Origin of the sequence: Janthinobacterium sp. EB271-G4-7A (assembly GCF_020858075.1) — a bacterium.
In the GTDB taxonomy this organism is placed as follows: Bacteria; Pseudomonadota; Gammaproteobacteria; order Burkholderiales; family Burkholderiaceae_D; genus Janthinobacterium; species Janthinobacterium lividum.
In genome coordinates, this window is the sequence record NZ_JACYMI010000001.1 from 1,337,468 (window position 1) to 1,355,973 (window position 18,506).

The 18,506-nt window shown below is 62.4% G+C and carries 14 protein-coding genes, 1 tRNA gene and 1 pseudogene; 11 read left to right on the top strand and 5 right to left on the bottom strand.

Going from position 1 to position 18,506, the window contains the following annotated elements:
• Positions 1-2: 2 nt before the first annotated feature.
• Together IGS58_RS06065 and IGS58_RS06070 are read right to left on the bottom strand one after the other, a co-directional pair.
• Positions 3-1,553: a hybrid sensor histidine kinase/response regulator gene (locus tag IGS58_RS06065; protein WP_230520877.1), complete on the bottom strand. Its 1,551-nt coding sequence runs from the start codon at positions 1,551-1,553 to the stop codon at positions 3-5.
• A 7-nt stretch (positions 1,554-1,560) separates the two neighbouring features.
• A complete protein-coding gene (locus tag IGS58_RS06070; protein ID WP_230520878.1) occupies positions 1,561-3,072 on the bottom strand; it encodes an ATPase domain-containing protein in 1,512 nt (503 codons plus the stop codon).
• Positions 3,073-3,158: 86 nt separating this feature from the next.
• On the opposite strand from IGS58_RS06070, the gene IGS58_RS06075 reads away from it, so the two are divergent.
• The 7 genes and pseudogenes from IGS58_RS06075 to IGS58_RS06105 form a co-directional block, all read left to right on the top strand.
• Positions 3,159-3,392: a hypothetical protein gene (locus IGS58_RS06075; protein ID WP_139144300.1), complete on the top strand. Its 234-nt coding sequence runs from the start codon at positions 3,159-3,161 to the stop codon at positions 3,390-3,392.
• 103 nt (positions 3,393-3,495) lie between these two features.
• The gene (locus IGS58_RS06080) at positions 3,496-4,704 is read left to right on the top strand and encodes an efflux RND transporter periplasmic adaptor subunit (protein ID WP_052140403.1); all 1,209 of its coding nucleotides are present in this window, start codon (positions 3,496-3,498) and stop codon (positions 4,702-4,704) included.
• Between the two features lie 15 nt (positions 4,705-4,719).
• Entirely contained in the window at positions 4,720-7,884 is a 3,165-nt protein-coding gene (locus IGS58_RS06085; RefSeq protein ID WP_092606381.1) for an efflux RND transporter permease subunit, read from the top strand.
• Between the two features lies 1 nt (position 7,885).
• Complete coding sequence (gene adeC, locus IGS58_RS06090) at positions 7,886-9,334, top strand: AdeC/AdeK/OprM family multidrug efflux complex outer membrane factor (RefSeq protein ID WP_070260576.1); 1,449 nt, start codon at positions 7,886-7,888, stop codon at positions 9,332-9,334.
• Between the two features lie 62 nt (positions 9,335-9,396).
• The gene (locus IGS58_RS06095; protein ID WP_070282345.1) at positions 9,397-10,011 is read left to right on the top strand and encodes a TetR/AcrR family transcriptional regulator; all 615 of its coding nucleotides are present in this window, start codon (positions 9,397-9,399) and stop codon (positions 10,009-10,011) included.
• 102 nt (positions 10,012-10,113) lie between these two features.
• A tRNA-Pro gene (locus IGS58_RS06100) sits at positions 10,114-10,190 on the top strand.
• Positions 10,191-10,688: 498 nt separating this feature from the next.
• Positions 10,689-11,015, top strand: a pseudogene (locus IGS58_RS06105) (IS21 family transposase); the annotation flags it as partial.
• Between the two features lie 196 nt (positions 11,016-11,211).
• Here IGS58_RS06105 and IGS58_RS06110 read toward each other — a convergent pair.
• Complete coding sequence (locus IGS58_RS06110) at positions 11,212-12,258, bottom strand: CDP-6-deoxy-delta-3,4-glucoseen reductase (RefSeq protein ID WP_230520879.1); 1,047 nt, start codon at positions 12,256-12,258, stop codon at positions 11,212-11,214.
• Between the two features lie 124 nt (positions 12,259-12,382).
• Complete coding sequence (locus IGS58_RS06115) at positions 12,383-13,093, bottom strand: LuxR family transcriptional regulator (RefSeq protein WP_070260582.1); 711 nt, start codon at positions 13,091-13,093, stop codon at positions 12,383-12,385.
• Between the two features lie 456 nt (positions 13,094-13,549).
• Between IGS58_RS06115 and IGS58_RS06120 the strand changes: the two genes are divergently transcribed.
• Both IGS58_RS06120 and IGS58_RS06125 read left to right on the top strand, forming a co-directional pair.
• The gene (locus IGS58_RS06120; protein ID WP_070260584.1) at positions 13,550-14,392 is read left to right on the top strand and encodes a helix-turn-helix transcriptional regulator; all 843 of its coding nucleotides are present in this window, start codon (positions 13,550-13,552) and stop codon (positions 14,390-14,392) included.
• A gap of 82 nt (positions 14,393-14,474) precedes the next feature.
• Positions 14,475-15,014: a YbhB/YbcL family Raf kinase inhibitor-like protein gene (locus tag IGS58_RS06125; protein WP_070260586.1), complete on the top strand. Its 540-nt coding sequence runs from the start codon at positions 14,475-14,477 to the stop codon at positions 15,012-15,014.
• Between the two features lie 46 nt (positions 15,015-15,060).
• Here the strand turns inward: IGS58_RS06125 and IGS58_RS06130 are convergent, their stop codons facing one another.
• Positions 15,061-16,170: a citrate/2-methylcitrate synthase gene (locus IGS58_RS06130; RefSeq protein ID WP_070260588.1), complete on the bottom strand. Its 1,110-nt coding sequence runs from the start codon at positions 16,168-16,170 to the stop codon at positions 15,061-15,063.
• A 361-nt stretch (positions 16,171-16,531) separates the two neighbouring features.
• Here IGS58_RS06130 and IGS58_RS06135 point away from each other — a divergent pair, with 361 nt between their 5' ends.
• Complete coding sequence (locus IGS58_RS06135; protein ID WP_167468690.1) at positions 16,532-17,755, top strand: homocitrate synthase/isopropylmalate synthase family protein; 1,224 nt, start codon at positions 16,532-16,534, stop codon at positions 17,753-17,755.
• 32 nt (positions 17,756-17,787) lie between these two features.
• Complete coding sequence (locus IGS58_RS06140) at positions 17,788-18,480, top strand: Sua5/YciO/YrdC/YwlC family protein (protein ID WP_230520880.1); 693 nt, start codon at positions 17,788-17,790, stop codon at positions 18,478-18,480.
• Positions 18,481-18,506: the final 26 nt, after the last annotated feature.

The window sequence follows — 18,506 nt, forward strand, 5'->3', positions numbered from 1 at the left end:
CGCTATTTTGTCCGCGTAGCTGTCCCCGTCCGCCGCGCCAGGTGCTGTTCCAGCAGGGCGGCGATGGCGGCGAAATCCACCGGTTTCGTCAGGTGATGGTCGAAGCCGGCTTGTTCCGTGCGTGAGCGCGCCTCGCCCTGGCCCCAGCCCGTCAGAGCGACCAGCAGCACCTCGCGTCCCTGCGCACGCTGGCGTATCTGGCGTGCCGCCTCATAGCCATCCATGTCCGGCATGCCCAGGTCCATCACGATCAGTTGTGGCCACGCCATATCGACGGCCGCCAGCGCCTGCGCGCCGCCATACGCGACCTTGGCGGCATAACCTTCGAGCTGGAACAGGCTTTGCAATGAATCGGCCGCATCGAGGTTGTCATCCACTACCAGCACTTGCACGGGCGGGTCCGCGCCGGTGGGCGCCTCGCTGCCGGCTGCTGCCGGGGTGGCCGGGGTGGCTGTCTGGGCGTCGCCGGCGCTGGCCGGCAAGGTGACGATGAAGCGGCTGCCGCGGCCGGGGCCGTCGCTGTACGCGTCGATGCTGCCGCCATGCATCTCGGCAAATTGGCGCGCCAGGCTCAAGCCGATGCCCAGGCCGCTGGCCATCTGGCCTTCCACCGTGCGTCCCTGTTCGAACATGGAAAAGATGCGCGGGATGGCGTCCGGCTCGATGCCGATGCCATTGTCTTCGATCGTCACCTGCAGCTGCCCCTGCGCCAGGCGCACCGTGATGTGGATGCGGCCGCCCTCCGGCGTGAACTTCACGGCATTCAAAACGATATTGGCAAAGATCTGCACCACCCTGGCATAGTCGGCGTGCAGCGTGATGGCAAGCGTCGGCAACGTCTGCGTGATGCTGATGTGCCGGCTGTCGGCAGCGGGCTGGCACAGTTCGATCACATGGTCGAGTACTTGCTGTAATTCAATATTTTCGCGCTGCAGCAGTACCTTGCCGTTGGTGATGCGCGCCACGTTGAGCAAGTCATCCACCAGCCGCGTCAGATGCGTCACCTGGCGCTCGATCACGCCGCTGACCTTGCTGACCTGCTCCGAGGCCGGATACAGGTGCTTGAGCAGGGCCACCGAAGTCTTGATGGGCGCCAGCGGATTGCGCAGTTCATGTCCGAGGCTGGCAAGGAATTCGTCCTTGCGCCGCTGCGTCTCGCGCACCTGGTACTGGCGCTGGCGCGCGCGCAGCATGGCGTGGGCCGAGGTGATCAGGGTCAATATGTGCACGGGGCGTTCCAGCAGGGTCAGGTTGCCCAGGGTGGCGACGGCTTGCCGCAAGGGCAAGGAGTCGAGTCCCGCATGCGTCAGCAGGATGATGGGCAAATCGGACCAGTCCGGCTGCTGGCGGGTGTAGGTGTCGAGCACGGCGTAGACGCCTGCATGCAAGGCCTCGTCCACCGTCAGCACGCCGCCGGCGCCCAGCGCCAGCTGCTCGGCCAGCTCGCCGGCGGAGCGGCAGGCGTGGCTGGCGATGGCTACGCTGGCGAGTACCCTGGTGGTCAGGGAGGCGTCCTGGCCGCCAGGCGCGTAGATCAGGATACGCTGCTCCATGGCATTCCTAGGGGAAGGGCGTGCCGCCGACGGTGGGCAAGCCGGACAGGATGCCGTGAAAGCCGGCCAGGGCCGGGCCGATGCGGATGCCCTGCGGACTGATCTCGAAGCGGCGGATGCTGCGCTCGTGCGCGCTGCCGCGCTTCTTGAAGACGGAAATGGCTTGCCGCACCTCGCCTTCCGTTTCGTAATAGCGCAGCATGATGACGCCGTCGGCCAGGTAGCTGGCGTCGGCCGAGGTCGTCATTGCGGTGCCCAGCATGTTTTGCTGCACGCCGACGAGCAGGGTGGCCACGCCGCGCTGGCCCAGGTAATTGAGCAGTTCATGCAGATAGGTGCTCTGGAAGCGCTCGTCTGGCACCGCGTGCATGTAGCCGTTCAGGCTATCGATGACGATGACCCGGGCGCCCCGTTCTGCCGCGTCGACCACGGCCTGGGCGAATTCTCCCGGGGTCAGCTCGGCCGGATCGATCTGCTGTGCGCTCAGCAGGCCGGAGTCGAGCGCCGCCTGCAGGCGCATGCCCACGTTGTCGGCCCGGTTCAGCAGCTTGCTGCGCGCTTCCTCGAACAGGAACATGGCGCACGATTCGCCGCGCGCCGTGGCCGCGTGCACGAATTGCGCCGCCAGGGTGGACTTGCCGCTGCCGGCCGGGCCGGAAATGAGCGTGCTCATGCCTTCTTCCAGGCCGCCCCCTATCATGGTGTCGAGTTCGGGCACGCCGCTCGACAGGCGCCGATGGTCGCCATCGCGGCGCGTGTCGGCCGCCACCAGGCGCGGAAAGACGAGCAGGCCGTCATGGGCGATCTTGTAGTCGTGGGTGCCGCTGCGAAACGGCACGCCCCGGTATTTCACCACCCGCACGCGGCGCCGGTCATTGCCATAATCCTGGTTTTGCAGCTCCAGGGAAATGACGCAGTGGGCCACGCTACGCACTTGCAAGCCGTCGTCCACTGCGGAACGGTCATCGATCAGCAGGGTGGTGCAGTGCCGGCTGGCCAGGTATTGTTTCAATGCCACGACCTGGCGCCGGTAGCGCAGGGGGTTTTCCGCCAGTAGTTGCAGTTCGGACAGCGAGTCGAGCACCAGGCGGGCAGGGCGGTGCTTTTCGATGGCGGCGAGGATGCGCTGGTTGGTCGATGCCAGTTCGATTTCCGACGGGTGGAAGATGGTGTACTGGCGCTCGGGGTCGAGGATGTCGTCGTTGGGCGCCACTTCTTCGATGGCGATGCCGGCCAGGTCCCAGCCATGCGACAGGGCCGCGCCGCGCAGTTCGATCTCGGATTCCGCCAGGGCGATATACAGCACGGGCACGCCGCTGCGCGCGCCTTCGGCCAGAAATTGCAGCGCCAGGGTGGTCTTGCCCGTGCCGGGGACGCCTTCGACCAAGTACAGGCGCTCGGCCAGCAAGCCGCCCGAGAGGATGGCATCGAGGCCGTCGACGCCGGTCGACAGCAGTGGCGGCGTGTCCGGGCCGCTGGCGCCATCCTGCCGCCGTGTTTTTCGCGCCTGTGCTGTCATCGTTGCGCCCCCGCTTTGCCACGCTGTGGAGACTATACTAGCGCGTTCGCCGCGGCATGTCTTTTCGATACCATTGGTAAATATTCATGGCGGCCAGCGGCCGCGCGTGGGGCAGTGTTGCGCGCGCGATCAAGGCTTCAGCAAAAAACGCATTACCCTGCTACAGTATTCATTCAATCCAACTTTCCCGCATTGCCGTTTTGCCGCCGTCCGCCAGCTTCCTGTTCCAATTGGCTGACGTGCAGACGCTGTCGCTGTCCTCATTTTATTGCTTCATTGATAATTTAATTCGCTTGATAGTTACTATGTTTCAATTGTAACGATGCTTGACGATTTTAGAATGATCGTTCATTCTTTGATCTGCGTTAATAAATTTAGTCATTTCTAACGACACTAGCCAGCTTCTTTTTCAGAAAGTCCAAGATGCAACCAACTTTTTCCCTGACGTCGCCGCGTACGAGCGGCGCTATTGCCGTTCTGTGCGCCACTGTAATCATGGCCGGCTGCAGTAAAAAACAGGAAGCACCTCACGCGCAGCAAGCGCCACAGGTGGTCGTGTTTACTGTTAATCCGGCCGCGTTGCCGATGAGCGCCGAACTGCCCGGCCGCACGAATGCCTACCAGGTCGCCGATGTGCGCCCGCAAGTCGGTGGTTTGATCCAGAAGCGCCTGTTCGTCGAAGGCAGCGATGTGAAAGCAGGCACGGCCCTGTACCAGATCGATTCGGCCACCTACCAGGCGGCCTACAATTCGGCCAAGGCCGCCTTGTCGAAAGCCAAGGCCAACCTGCTGACGGCTGGTCCGAAAGCGTCGCGCTACAAGGAACTGGTCGCCATCGAAGGCGTGAGCCGCCAGGAATACGATGACGCCGTCGCGGCGTTCGAGCAAGCGAAGGCAGACGTCGAGTCCGCCACAGCGGCGCTGGAATCGGCGAATATCAACCTGAAATACAGCACCGTGACGGCGCCGATCAGCGGCCGCACTAGCCGCTCGACCGTGACGGCCGGCGCGCTGGTCACGGCGGGCCAGGCGGAAGCACTGACCACCGTGCAGCAACTCGATCCGATCTATGTCGACGTGACACAGTCGAGCACGGATTTGCTGCGCCTGAAGCGCCAGATGGCCGACGGTTCGCTGAAAAAAGTGGGCGAAGGCCAGGCCAAGGTCGACCTGATCTTGCCGGATGGCAGCAAGTACAGCGAACCGGGCAAGCTGCAGTTCGCTGGCGTGACGGTCGATCCGACCACCGGCAACGTGGTCTTGCGCGCGCTGTTCCCGAACCCGAAAGGCGAATTGCTGCCAGGTATGTACGTACGTGCCCAGCTGGAAACGGGCGTCGATGAAAAAGCCATCACCGTGCCGCAAGTGGGCGTGACGCGCAACCAGAAGGGCCAGGCAACGGCCCTGATCCTGAACAAGGAAAACAAGGTCGAGCAACGCGTGCTGACCACCAGCGGTACGGTCGGCAACGACTGGCTGGTGACGTCCGGCCTGGCCGCAGGCGATCGCGTGATCGTGGAAGGCTTGCAAAAAGTCAAGCCAGGCGCACCAGCCGTTGCCGTGCCGGCCAAGGCGCCTGCCGCGCCTGCCGCTGCCGCCTCTGCCGCAGCATCGGCTGCCAGCGCCCACTAATTCAGGAGAATATTAATGGCCCGTTTTTTCATTGACCGCCCGATTTTTGCCTGGGTGGTCGCGATCGTCATCATGCTTGCCGGCGTGATTTCGATCCTCAGCCTGCCGATCGCGCAGTACCCGAGTATTGCTCCGCCGTCGATTTCGATCAGCGGCTCCTATCCTGGCGCCTCCGCCAAGACCGTGGAAGACGCCGTCACCCAGGTCATCGAACAAAAGATGAAGGGTATCGACGGCTTGCGCTACATGGCTTCGTCGAGTGACGCCACTGGCGGCATCAGCATTACGCTGACGTTTACCAGCGGCACCAATCCCGACATCGCCCAGGTGCAGGTACAGAACAAGCTGCAGCTGGCCACGCCACTGCTGCCGACGGCTGTCACGCAACAGGGTCTCGTCGTGTCGAAGGCCACCAAGAACTTCCTGATGGTGTTCGGCTTCATTTCCGAAAACGGCAAGATGGACCAGACCGACTTGAGCGACTATGTGGCCGCCAACGTCGTCGACCCACTGAGCCGTGTTGCCGGCGTGGGCGATGTGACGCTGTTCGGTTCGCAGTACGCCATGCGTATCTGGCTCAATCCGGCCAAGCTGCAAAGTTTTAACCTGACCCCGGCGGACGTGATCACGGCCGTGCAGGCACAGAATGCGGAAGTGTCGGCCGGTGAACTGGGCGGCACGCCCTCCATCAAGGGCCAGCAGCTGAACGCTACCGTGTCGGCGCAAAGCCGTTTGCAAACGGTGGAGCAGTTCGGTGCCATCTTGCTGAAAACCACGACCGACGGCGCCATGGTGCACCTGAAGGACGTGGCCACCATGGAGCTGGGCCGCGAGAACTACAACACCGTGGCCCGCTACAACGGCCATGCGGCAACCGGCGTGGCGATCAAGCTGGCGACGGGCGCCAACGCGCTCGATACGGCCAATGCGGCGAAAGCCATGCTGGGCAACCTGAGCAAGCAGTTCCCTGAAGGCATGAGCTACCAGGTGGCGTTCGACACGACCCCGTTCGTGAAACTGTCCATCGAAGAAGTGGTCAAAACCCTGGTCGAAGCGGTCATCCTGGTCTTCCTGGTGATGTATCTGTTCCTGCAGAACTTCCGCGCTACCCTGATCCCGACCATGGCCGTGCCGGTCGTGCTGCTGGGTACCTTCGGCATCCTGAATGCATTCGGTTACTCGATCAATACCCTCACCATGTTCGCCATGGTGCTGGCCATCGGTTTGCTGGTCGACGATGCGATCGTGGTGGTGGAAAACGTCGAGCGCGTGATGAGCGAAGAGGGCTTGTCGCCGCTGGAAGCGACGCGCAAGTCCATGACGCAGATCACGGGCGCGCTGGTCGGTATCGCCATGGTGCTGTCGGCCGTGTTCGTGCCAATGGCCTTCTTTGGCGGTTCGACGGGCGTGATTTACCGCCAGTTCTCGATCACGATCGTCTCGTCGATGGTGCTGTCCGTCGTCGTCGCGCTGGTCTTTACGCCAGCCTTGTGCGCCACCTTGCTGAAACCGGTCGAAAAGGGCCATCACGCGACCAACAAGGGTTTCTTCGGCTGGTTCAACCGCAGCTTCGATAGCAGCAGCAACAAGTACCAGGGCATGGTTGGCGCCATGATTACGCACCGCGCCCGCTCGATGCTGCTGTATGTGCTGTTGCTGGCCGGCCTGGTGTTCATCTTCATGCGCTTGCCAACGTCGTTCCTGCCGGAAGAAGACCAGGGCATCCTGTTTACGCAGATTCAATTGCCGACGGGCGCCACGCAAGAGCGCACCCTGAAAGTGATCGAACAGGTCGAAGACCACTTCATGAACAGCGAGAAAGATAACGTCGCTTCCGTGTTTGCCGTGGCCGGTTTCAGCTTCGGCGGTAACGGCCAGAATACGGGTATCGCCTTCGTGCGCCTGAAAGACTGGTCGCTGCGCAAGGACGTGGCGCAAAAAGCGCCGGCAGTAGCGGGCCGCGCCATGGGCAAGTTGTTGCAGATCAAGGATGCGATGGTGTTTACGTTTGCACCGCCTGCCGTGCTGGAACTGGGTAACGCCACCGGTTTCGACATGCAGTTGCAGGATATCGGCGGTGTCGGCCATGACGCCCTGATGGCGGCGCGTAACCAGTTGCTGGGCATGGCGTCGCAGAATCCGGCCATGGTCGGCGTGCGCCCGAACGGCCAGGAAGATACGCCGCAGTACAAGATCGACATCGACCAGCAGAAGGCAACGGCGCTGGGCTTGCAGATCTCGGAAATCAACCGCGTGCTGAGCGTCGGCTGGGGTAGTTCGTATGTGAACGACTTCCTCGACCGTGGCCGCGTGAAGAAAGTGTTCATCCAGGGTGACGCCAGTTCGCGCATGCTGCCGGAAGACTTGAACAAGTGGTTCGTGCGCAATACCGCCGGCCAGATGGTGCCTTTCTCGGCCTTCGCCACCGGCAAGTGGATTTACGCGTCGCCACGCCTGGAACGCTACAACGGCTTGCCGTCGGTAGAGATCCTGGGTACGCCGGCGCCGGGCCAAAGCACGGGCGCCGCCATGAACGCGATGGAAGAAATGGTGGCCAAGCTGCCGCCTGGCATCGGCTTCAGCTGGACCGGCGTGTCGCTGGAAGAGCGCGAATCCGGTTCGCAGACGCCGCAGCTGTACGCGCTGTCCCTGCTGATCGTCTTCCTGTGCCTAGCCGCGCTGTATGAGAGCTGGTCGATTCCATTCTCCGTGCTGCTGGTGGTACCGCTGGGCGTGATCGGCGCCGTGCTCGGTACGTGGATGTTCGGCCTGTCGAACGACGTGTACTTCCAGGTGGGCTTGCTCACGGTGGTGGGCCTGTCGGCGAAGAATGCGATTCTGATCGTCGAGTTTGCCAAGGAAATGCAGGAATCGGGCATGTCGCTGCTGGACGCGACCTTGCACGCGGTGCGTCTGCGTCTGCGTCCGATTCTGATGACCTCGATTGCCTTCGGCCTGGGCGTGTTGCCACTGGCCATTTCCAGCGGCGCCGGTTCCGGCAGCCAGAACGCCATCGGTATCGGCGTGCTGGGCGGTATGTTGACGGCCACGTTCCTCGGTATCTTCTTCGTGCCGGTGTTCTTCGTGCTGGTGCGCGGCTTCTTCTCGAAGTCGGACGCGCCAACCACGCCGGCGACGCCTGGTTCGCCAGCCGTCACGCTTTCCAAGGATGCACATTAATATGAAAAAATCGCTACTCTCCATGGCGGCACTGGCCTTGCTGGCCGGTTGCAGCCTGGCCCCTACGTATGAGCGTCCGGCAGCGCCGGCGCCCACAAGCTGGCCGACCGGTCCTTCCTACAAGGCCGACACTGCCGCCGCCGACGCCAAGCCGGTGGCGGACGTCGCCTGGCGCGAGTTCTTTGCCGATGCGCGCCTGCGCCAGGTACTGGAACTGGCGCTGGCCAACAACCGCGACCTGCGCGTCTCGATCCTCAACATCGAGAAGGCGCGCGCCACGTACGGCATCGAACGCGCCGCGCTGATCCCGACCCTGTCGGCGTCCGGCGGCCAGTCGGCCAGCCGCGTGCCGAAGAACGCCAGCGCCAACGGCGAAGCGTCCATCAACCGCCAGTACACGGCGAACCTGGGCGTGTCGGCGTACGAGCTGGACTTCTTCGGCCGCGTGCGCAGCCTGTCCGACAGCGCGCTGGAACAATACCTGGGCACGGAAGAAGCACGCCGTGCACAGCAGATCAGCCTGGTGGCCGAAGTGGCCAGCACCTACCTGAACCTGGTGGCCGACCAGCAGCGCCTGCGCGTGGCGCAAGATACCTTGAAGAGCCAGCAGTCGTCGTATGACCTGGCCGTGCGCCGCTTCAGTGCCGGTGCTACTTCCGGCCTGGACAAGTACGATGCCCAGACCAGCGTCGAGTCGGCCCGTTCCGACGTGGCTGTCTACACGAGCCAGGTAGCGCTGGATCAGAATGCGCTGGTCTTGCTGGTGGGCGGCCCCGTGCCGGCCGAGCTGCTGCCGCAAGGCGAGTTCGGCGCCGTCACGGCCCTGGCGGACATTCCGTCCGGCTTGCCGTCGGACGTGCTGCAACGCCGTCCCGACGTGCTGGCGGCCGAGCGCACCTTGCGCGCTGCCAATGCCAACATCGGCGCGGCGCGCGCGGCCTTCTTCCCGCGCATTTCGCTGACGGCCACGGCCGGTTCGCTGAGCGACAACCTGTCGGGCCTGTTCAAGGCGGGCAGCGGCACGTGGAGCTTCATTCCGCAGATCAGCTTGCCGATCTTCGATGGCGGCGTGAACCGCGCCAACCTCGATATCGCCAAGGTGCAGCGTGAAATCTCCGTGGCGCAATACGAAAAGGCGATCCAGGTCGCCTTCCGTGAAGTGTCAGATGCGCTGGCCCAGCGCGGCACCATCGACGAGCGCCTGCAATCGCAGGTCTCGCTGGTCGAGGCGTCGACGAAGAGCTACACCATCCACGACGCGCGCTACAAGCAGGGCGCCGAGTCCTACCTGAACGCCCTGGTGGCCCAGCGCGCGCTGTACACGGCGCAGCAGAGCCTGATCACGGCGCGCCTGGCCAAATCGACCAACCTGGTGACCTTGTACAAGGTACTGGGCGGCGGTTGGCAGCCTGAGCAGACAGCCGTCGCGGCGGCTGGCGGCGCCCAATAATCACGGGGACGCCGACGCCGGCCTTGCCCGCAAGGGCAGGGCCGGCGCGCTACTGGAAAATCATGAACCAAGTTGAAAAGAAGCATCCGGATCCCGAGCGCGCCAACACGCGGCGCAAGCAGGTGCTCGATGCGGCCGAAAGCTGTTTCAGCCGCCGTGGCTTCCACGGCGCCAGCATGGCCGAGATATCGAAAGCGGCCGGCATGAGCGCGGGCCACATCTATAATTATTTTGACAGCAAGGATGCGATCATCGCCGCCTTCGTCATGCAGAATACGGAGCGGGTGTCGAACCTGATGCAGGACCTGGCGCAGCGCGAAGACCCGCTGCAGGCTGTGATCGACAATGCGGGCGAGCATGTGCTCGAAGCGCTGGACCCGAAAACGTGGATGATGCCGCTGGAAATTTTTGCGGAAGCATCGCGCAATCCGGTGATCGCGGAAATGCTGCAATGCTCGGACCAGCGTTCGCGCCAGTTGTTTCTCTCCATCATCCGCGATGCGCGCATCAAGCGCGGCTTGCCGGCCGATGAAGAGATGCTGGAAGGCCGCCTGAATGCCCTCGTCGCCATTTACCAGGGCTTGCCCGTGCGCCTCATTCACAATCCGGACGTGAAAGTCGAGCCGTTGATCGCGGGCTTCCGCATCGTCCTGACGGCGCTGCTGCTGAACGAATAGGCCGCTTGCCGGGGCCATGCAAAAAAGTTTGCGCAGTTCGATATGAATCATGCGCAAAGCATGGCAAAAACCTAAAAGGCTCTGCTATAATTCCCACCTCGTCGGGGCGTAGCGCAGCCTGGTAGCGTACATGCATGGGGTGCATGGGGTCGGAAGTTCGAATCTTCTCGCCCCGACCATTAGATTCAAGGACTTAGGCCACTCTTCGGAGTGGCCTTTTTCTTTGGTGAGAGTTTTTATCCCTGCATTTACCCCTACGAAAACATGGGCTTGTTTGCAATTATTTGGCATGGGTTGAAACAGGTTTTTCCTACTGACGATTCTTTCCCAGGCCCGAGCATGTTTGTTTGCTGGCCGAATTGACCAGGCCTACTTGACGCCCCTCCATGTCCTCGCGAACGCCGCGACCCTGTCGTAAGCCCCCATCGAACCCCAACTTTTTTAAGTCCTCGTGGAGCCCCGCCTTTCGGCGCATCCTGGTTCATGTCATCGGCGAGTGAGATTTCGTGTATTTTCCAGCTAGACAAAATGTTATTCTCTGGGCAGGCCAAATTCGGAAAATAGAGACATTCTGTTAAGTTGCACTGAAAATTGATCCACTTTCCCCACGAATTTGCAACGGAATCCGACCCACGTCAGTAGCACAATTCCACCTGTCTTATCGGCAGGAGATCGGAGTGATCAACGTGGCTCTACGCGGTATCATTCGACGCTGGCACCTTCGTGACCAGATCCTAATACGAGAAATCGCCAGGCGACTGGATATCTCACGCAATACCGTCCGACGCTATCTGCGCTCGGAAACCACTGAGCCCTCCTATGCGGAGCGGCGATCAGTTAGCGGATTAGACAAATACTCGGTGCAGCTATCCGGGTGGCTCAAGGCCGAGACGACTAAGCCGCGTAAGCAGCGGCGCAATTTGAAGCAGATCCATGAGGACCTGAAAGAGCTGGGCTATGCAGGGTCATACGACCGCGTGGCAGCGTTTGCCAGGCAGTGGAAGGCGGGTCAAACAGAGTGGGTCAATTCTGCGAGCAAACGAACAAACAGCTCGACTCAAGCCCTCGCAAAAGGAAGGAAAACCCGGCTCCGATCCGCCTGACCGTTACATACCTGAGCGGGTCGGAATTCAATGCAAATTCCCGGTCAGAGTTCGGTGCAACCTAACAGTGCGCATCTTTTCGCCGCGCGCATTGGATTCAAGGGCGCAGGCCACTCTGCGGAGTGGCCTGTTTCTTTTCTTGCGGCGAAACAAAGATGTCGGCATAGAACTCGTCTTCCGGCAGCTGGCACAGCCGCACGCAATCGCGGCGCGCGCTTTCCACCATGGCGGGCGCGCCGCAGGCGTACACCTGGTGAGCGGACAGGTCGGGAAAGTCGGCGATCGCGGCACGGTCCGCATGGCCGACGCGGCCTTGCCAGCCATCCTCGGCGAGAGGCGCGGAGAGCACCGGCACATAGCGGAAATGCGGCAGCCGCGCAGCCCATTCGCGGCACAAGCCATCCATATACAGGTCATGCGGCCGCCGTCCACCCCAGTACAGCACCATCGGACGTGGCAATTCGAGCGCGATCAACTGTTCGACCATGGCCTTGAGCGGGGCAAAGCCGGTGCCCGTCGCCAGCAGCAGCATCGGTTTGTCCGAATCCTCGTGCAGGAAAAAGCTGCCATGCGGACCTTCAATGCGCAGGATGTCGCGTTCCTGCATCGCGCGAAACACTTGTTCGCTGAACCGGCCGCCGGAGATGTGGCGGATATGCAGGGTCAGCGCGCCTGTCTGGTCGGGTGCATTGGCCACGCTGTAACTGCGCCGCGTCCCGTCGCGCAACATGAAATCGACGTACTGGCCCGCGCGGTATTGCAGGCTGGCCGCCAGCTGCAGCGTGAGCTGCATGACGTCCGGCGCGAGCTTTTGCATCGCGCTGACGCGGCAAGGCATTTTGCGTACCGGAAAGTCGCCATTGCCGGCCACCTCGCTGGCCTCAAGCAGCACATCGGTGCAGGCAATGGCGCAGCAGGGCAGGCAGACGCCGCGCGCGGCCTGCTCCGGCGTCAGCGCGCGCGGTGCCGCGCCCGGGTACGCTACGGTTCCGCCCGTGATGGTTGCCGCGCAGGCGCCGCAGCTGCCATTTCTGCAGCTGTAAGGCAGGCCGACCCCCGCACGCAGTGCCGCCTCCAGAATGGTTTCCTCTGCTTCGCAAGGAAAGTGCTGGCCGCTGGGCTGGAGATGTACTTGAAAATTCATACGCGCCTTGAAGTGAAAGTGTAGGGGAGCTCTTGTTAACAGCGGACCTGCCGTTCCGCTCGCCGCATGGCGAGGGGGATCACGTTGCCGGCGCGCTGCGCCATGCCGGCCCGTGAGCGATGGCTCAGATCAGTCCCAGCGCCATGCCTTTGGCGATCGCCTGTTGCCGATTGACGACATTCAATTTGGCCATCACATTGCAGATGTGGAAGTAGATGGTGCGTTCCGACGTCTTCAGGATGCATGAGATTTCCCACGTCGATTTGCCGGCTGCGGCCCAGCGTATGCATTCATGCTCGCGCGGCGTGAGGGTGGGGGAGAGGACGTTGAGCTGTTTTGCGGCAATTTTTTGTACGGCTTCGTACAGGAAGCTGGCCAGCAGCTGGCTTTGGCCCAGGATCTGTTCCGTGTAGCCATCGATGCAGGCATCGTCGGAAGCCAGGCTGAGCAGGCCGAATTCGCGGCGCACGCTGCCGTGCAAAGGCACGCTGACGCCGCTGCGGATGCCAAACATGGCGGCTTCTTCAAACATGGCCGCCGCATACGCATTCGAATACTGTTCGCGTTCCCACAGCAACGGGCGGTGGCTGGTCTTACAGTGCGCGACGATGGGATCGATGCGGTCGAAATCATGCTCCTGGTAGGCTTCCCACCACCGCTCGGGGTAGCCGCTCAGCACGAAGTCTTCCGTTGGCTGTCCGACTATTTCCATGCGCAAGCCAAACAGAAAATGCTCAAATCCCAGTTCTTGCACGATACCCGAGGTTTTCTTGTGTAAATCGGCAAAGCTTTTGCATTGCAACAAATTTTCAAATTTACTCAGAGGCTGAAGCATATAGAAACTCTTTCTCAATAAATATAATATTTAATTATTAACTATCTTGACATCCATTTGCTCTATTTGATACGCAACGATATTGTTCAAAAGCGTGATGTCGCTGTGCTTCTGATTTATCTTGCTGTAATTTATCAAATTTTAGATGTTGTTCTTTTCAAAATTCAATATTTTGTATCGGAATTTATGTTATTAAATAAAACACTGTATTTATTTCGGTTTCCACGGGAGTGGCGCATGTGGCTGTGCGCGAATATCTTTCCCTGCGGGGCTGGCAATATAATGGGCGGCATCGGCTAATACCAATTTGCGCAGCGACTGGCCGTGGCGTATATAGGGATAATATTTCCTTATTGTGATATTTCGTGTAAATTGCAATGCATGCAATGGCGGCGCATTTCCGATGGTGCGCATTCCCGCCGGGGAAATCGCCCGCATATTTCATCAGGGAGGCACGTGCATTCCGATCTGTCCTGGCTGTTATCGCAGCCCCTCGATCCCCTGGCGGCGCGTTTTGACGGCGCTGCCAGTGCTACCGTCACCATCGTGGCGGTGCATGCTTACCGCCTGCAGGCCGTGGCGTGCGACATGCCGTTGCTGCTGGTGCCGCTGCAAGGCAAAAAAGGCCTGCGCTGCGGCGATGTGCAGCTCGACTGCGGAGCCGGCGATTTCCTGCTGGTCCACCGCGCCTTGCAATTTGACGTGGAAAACACGCCGGATCGCGATGGCCCCTACCGCGCCCTGGCATTGGCGTTTCCCTGGCATGTGGTGGAATTGGCGCGCAGCCTGCTCGGTCCGCACGCCGGCGCCGGTAGCGGGCCCGCGCACGCCGCCAGCATCTCGGTCGGCGCGCTCGAAGCCATCGTGATGCCCCTGCGCGCCTATCTGGAAGCGGATGCGCAAGACCCGCTGATGACCGATTACCTGGCGCTGGGCCTGCTGGTGGCGCTGGCGCGCCTGGGCCACAGGGCTTTTCTCATGGCCCACGATCCGTCCACCGCCGCGCGCGTGCGCCTGATGATCGCCGCGGCGCCCGCGCAGGACTGGAAGTCGGCACACGTGGAACAGCAGCTGCAGATGAGCAGTGCCACCTTGCGACGCCACTTGCACGAGGAAGGCACCTCGTTCCGCGCGCTGCTGCTCGATGTGCGCCTGCATGCGGGCCTGGCGCTGCTGCAGACCACGCGCCGCCCCGTCAAGGCAGTGGCGGGCGCCTGCGGCTATCGTTCCGTGCCCAGCTTTTCGCGCGCCTTCGCCAGGCGCTTCGGCGTCGACCCTTCCGCCGTGGCGGGCGCCTGAGCGATTGGCGATGCATATCGAGCGTTTCGGCTTGCTGGCCTGGCCTACACTTCCTGCGTTGTTTAACATAACCGGAGGTAAGATGCGCAAGCTGCTATTCATGATGTTGTTCTCCGCAGGTGTGTGTTCGGGCACGCAGGCATTCGAGTTGAAAAGCCGGGACCTGCAGGCCGGCGCACCGCTCGGCAATGCCCAGGTCTACGCCGGTTTCGGCTGCAGCGGCGGCAACCGCTCGCCGGAACTGTCCTGGGCCGACGCGCCCGCAGGCACCAAGAGCTTTGCCGTCACCGTTTTTGATCCCGATGCGCCGACCGGCAGCGGCTGGTGGCACTGGGTCATCTACGACATTCCGGCTGGCGCGACAGGCTTGCCGGCTGGTATTGGCAAGCAGGCGAGTCTGGCCGACGGCAGCAAGCAGGCCCGCAACGATTTCGGCAGCAACGATTTCGGTGGCGCCTGCCCGCCACCAGGCGACAAGCCGCACCAGTACATCTTCACGCTGCATGCCTTGAAGACGGACAAACTGGGCGTGCCCGCCGATGCCTCGCCGGCCATGATCGGTTTCATGCTTGGCGCCAATCGTCTTGGCACGGCTGTCTTACGCACCAGCTATAGCCGTTAAGGCCGCACATGGCGGTGCGCCGCACCGCCAGGTCGCCGCGGCTGCCTCAGTCCAGCTGCGCCGGTGCGGCCGGACGTCCGCCAATGTAGACGGCTTTGGGCCGGATCAGGCGGTTGTCCTGCGCCTGTTCCAGCACATGCGCGCACCAGCCGGCGATGCGGGTACAGCAAAAGGTCGGCGTGTACAAGGTCTTCGGCACGCCGACGGCGCGCAGCACGGCGGCGGCCCAGAACTCCACGTTCGGGTACAGGTTGCGCCCCGGCTTGTGCTGTTCCAGCAGGGCCACGGCGGTCTTTTCCACGGCCAGGCTCAGGTCGAGCAGGGGGTCCTTGCCGTGCAGGCTGGTGGCCACTTTCTTCAGCACCGCCGCGCGCGGATCCCAGGTCTTGTAGACGCGGTGTCCGAAACCCATCAGGCGTTCGCCTCTTTCCAGCTTGCCGCTGATGACCCGCTGCGCCTGGTCCGCGCTGCCGATCTCGTCGAGCAGGTCGTCGACCTTGGACGGCGCGCCGCCATGTAGCGGGCCAATCAGCGCACCGATCGCGGCGCAGACCGCCGAGACGATATCGGCCTGGGTCGAGGCCACCACCCGCGCCGCGAACGTGGACGCGTTGGTGTCGTGGTCGATGCACAGGATCAGATAGGCGGACAGCGCGCGCGCGAAGTCCGGATCCGGTACTTTGCCGCTCAGCATGTACAAATAGTTTTCAATGTGCGACAGGCCGGCGCGCGGGGCCACCGGCGCCAGCTTCTGGCTCAGGCGGTAGCGGTGCGCGATCACCGTCGGCGCGATGGCAAAGATGGCCAGCGCCTGGTCCAGCGTCGGCGGCCAGTCGGCGCCGGCAATGGGCTGGCAGGACAGCACGGCGCGCAGGGCGGCCATGTCGCTGGCCTGCGCCGGCAGGGCCGCGATCATCGCAGTCGTAGCACTGTCGAGCACGCGCAGCGCTTCGAGCCTGGCGCGCAGCTGCGCCAGCTCGGCGGCATCCGGCAGGGTACCGAACAGTATCAGGTGCAGCACTTCTTCATACGATTTATCCAGTGCCAGTTCGCCGGCCCAGTAGCCGCGGTAGATCAATTCACCCTTTTCACCGTTCGCATAGCTGATTGCGCTGTTGGCAATCGCGATGTTTTCCAATCCTATGTGCAGCTCCATATCGCTCCCTTGTTAAGAATTACCGGTCTCGCCGGCCTCGTGCGAAAGCGCTTCCTGCCGCCCGCGTTGCGCTGTTGACCTCAGTCAGCCATGCCACCTTAGCAAGCGGCAGGCGCCGACACTAGCTGTTCCTCTCAACAGCTGCGGGCGCCCACAGGTGAGGAGGCGGACAGGTTTCGCGCCTGCATGATTCCGGTAGTCTTTATCGCAAGGAAACGTTTGTGCCAGGTCAAATCCAGGCGTCGCGCTTCCCGCAGAACGGTCTTGCAAGCTCGCTGGTGTGCCGTGGCCGACAGCCAAGGCGGCGGTCCCCGAGTGGCAGCGCCACCCTTAGTGTTTTTTCATAGGACAGACGATGGACATGAATCTATTAAGGCATGTGAACATTTTCGACACCACGCTGCGCGACGGTGAACAGGCGCCGGGCTACGCCCTGGCGATCGACCAGAAGATCAAGATCGCCGAAGCGAGCGAGCACCTGGGCGTCAACACCATCGAGACGGGCTTCCCGGCCTCGTCGCCGGTCGATTTCGAAGCGACCCGCGAGATCTGCCGCATCCTGTCGCGGGCCACGCCGTGCGGCTTTGCGCGGGCCGTCAAGGAGGATATCGATGCCTGCGCCAAGTCGATGAGCGATGCCAGCCATCCGCAGATCGAACTGGCCTCGGTCGGTTCGGATATTCATATCAAGTACAAGCGCGGCGTCACCCGCGAACAGATCATCCGTGAAGCGATCGAGGCCATCGAACATGCGAAGGCCGTCGGCTTCCGCGACATCTCGCTGGCGCTGGAAGACGCCACCCGCGGCGACATGGCCTTCATGAAGCAGCTGATCAGCGAAGGCATTGCGCACGGCATCACGGCCATCGCCGTGCCCGACACCGTCGGCTGCTGCCTGCCGGCGGAATACTATGCGCTGGTGCGCCAGCTGCGCGAATTTGTCGGTCCGGACCTGCGCATTTCATCGCATTGCCACAACGATCTGGGCCTGGCCGTCGCCAACTCCCTGGCCGGCATCGAAGCGGGCGCCGACGAGGTGCAAACGACCATGTGCGGCATCGGCGAACGCGCCGGCAATGCCAGCATGGAAGAACTGGTCGCCGCGCTGACTTACAAGAGCGACCAGCTGCACTGTACCCACGATATCGTCACCCACCGCCTGCTCGACAGCTGCCTGCTGGTGGCCGACTACCTGCAGTTGAGCGTGCCGCTGCACAAGCCCATCATCGGCCGCAACGCCTTCGCCACGGAGGCCGGCATGCACCAGCAAGGCGTGATGAAGTACCGCTTCACGTATGAATTCATGCGCGCGGAGAACTTCGGCGCCGAGTCGAAGACCGTGATCGGCCGCCACAGCGGCCGCAATATCCTGCGCCAGCGCCTGATGCGCGCCGGTGTCAAGCAGGTCAGTTCGGCGGTGCTCGACGCGGTGTACACGGCCATCATGAGCGAAGACGACGTGGCCAGCTACAACGACGCCCAGCTGCTGGTGGAGAAATACCGGCTGCTGTCCGAAGTGTCCACCCGCCCGGCCCCCCGTGGTGGCGAGCGCAGCGACGCCGAATCCCCGCTGGCCGTGCTGTAGGCCGGCAGCCTCCTAGCGAAATCCTCCACACCATGAATGCACATTCCATGCACTATGAAGACAGCGGCACGGCCCACACCGAGCACGACGTGCGGGCCAGCTGCGATGCCTTTGCCGCCGGCAGCCTGGTCTTGCTCAAGGGCGACATCGGCTACGGCCTGCTGGGCCACTCGGAGCGCGCCATCCGCAAGATGTACGACGCCAAGGGCAGGGTCCACACCAATCCCTGCATCGTCATCGGCAACCTCGACATCCTGCGCGAAGTCGCCCTGGTACCCAACGACGTCATCGGCGACTGGATCGCCGCCACCGCCGCCGAGACGACGCTGGCGGTGGTGTTGCCCGTCAATCCGCACAGCAAGCTGCTGGGCAAGCTGTCGCCGTGGGTCTACGGCCAGACTGTTACCAACGGCACCATTGCCGTGTTCCTCAACGTCGGGCCCTTCCTGGAAGACGTGATTGCCCGCCTGCGCACGGCCGGCTTGCTGGTGGTGGGATCGTCGGCCAATCCCTCGTCGCAAGGCAATATCTACCAGTTCGAGGACATTCCCGTCACATTGCGCGAGGCGGCCGACTTCGCCATCGACCATGGCCGTTCCAAGTACGCCAATCCGGAGCGCAACGCCACCACCATCGTCAACTTCACCAACTGGTCGCTCAAGCGGCGCGGCGTGAACTGGGAAGCCATCGAACCCGGTTTCCTGGCCCTGCAAGCACAGTCTTAAATCCCACTCAACCCTTTGGAGCCGTA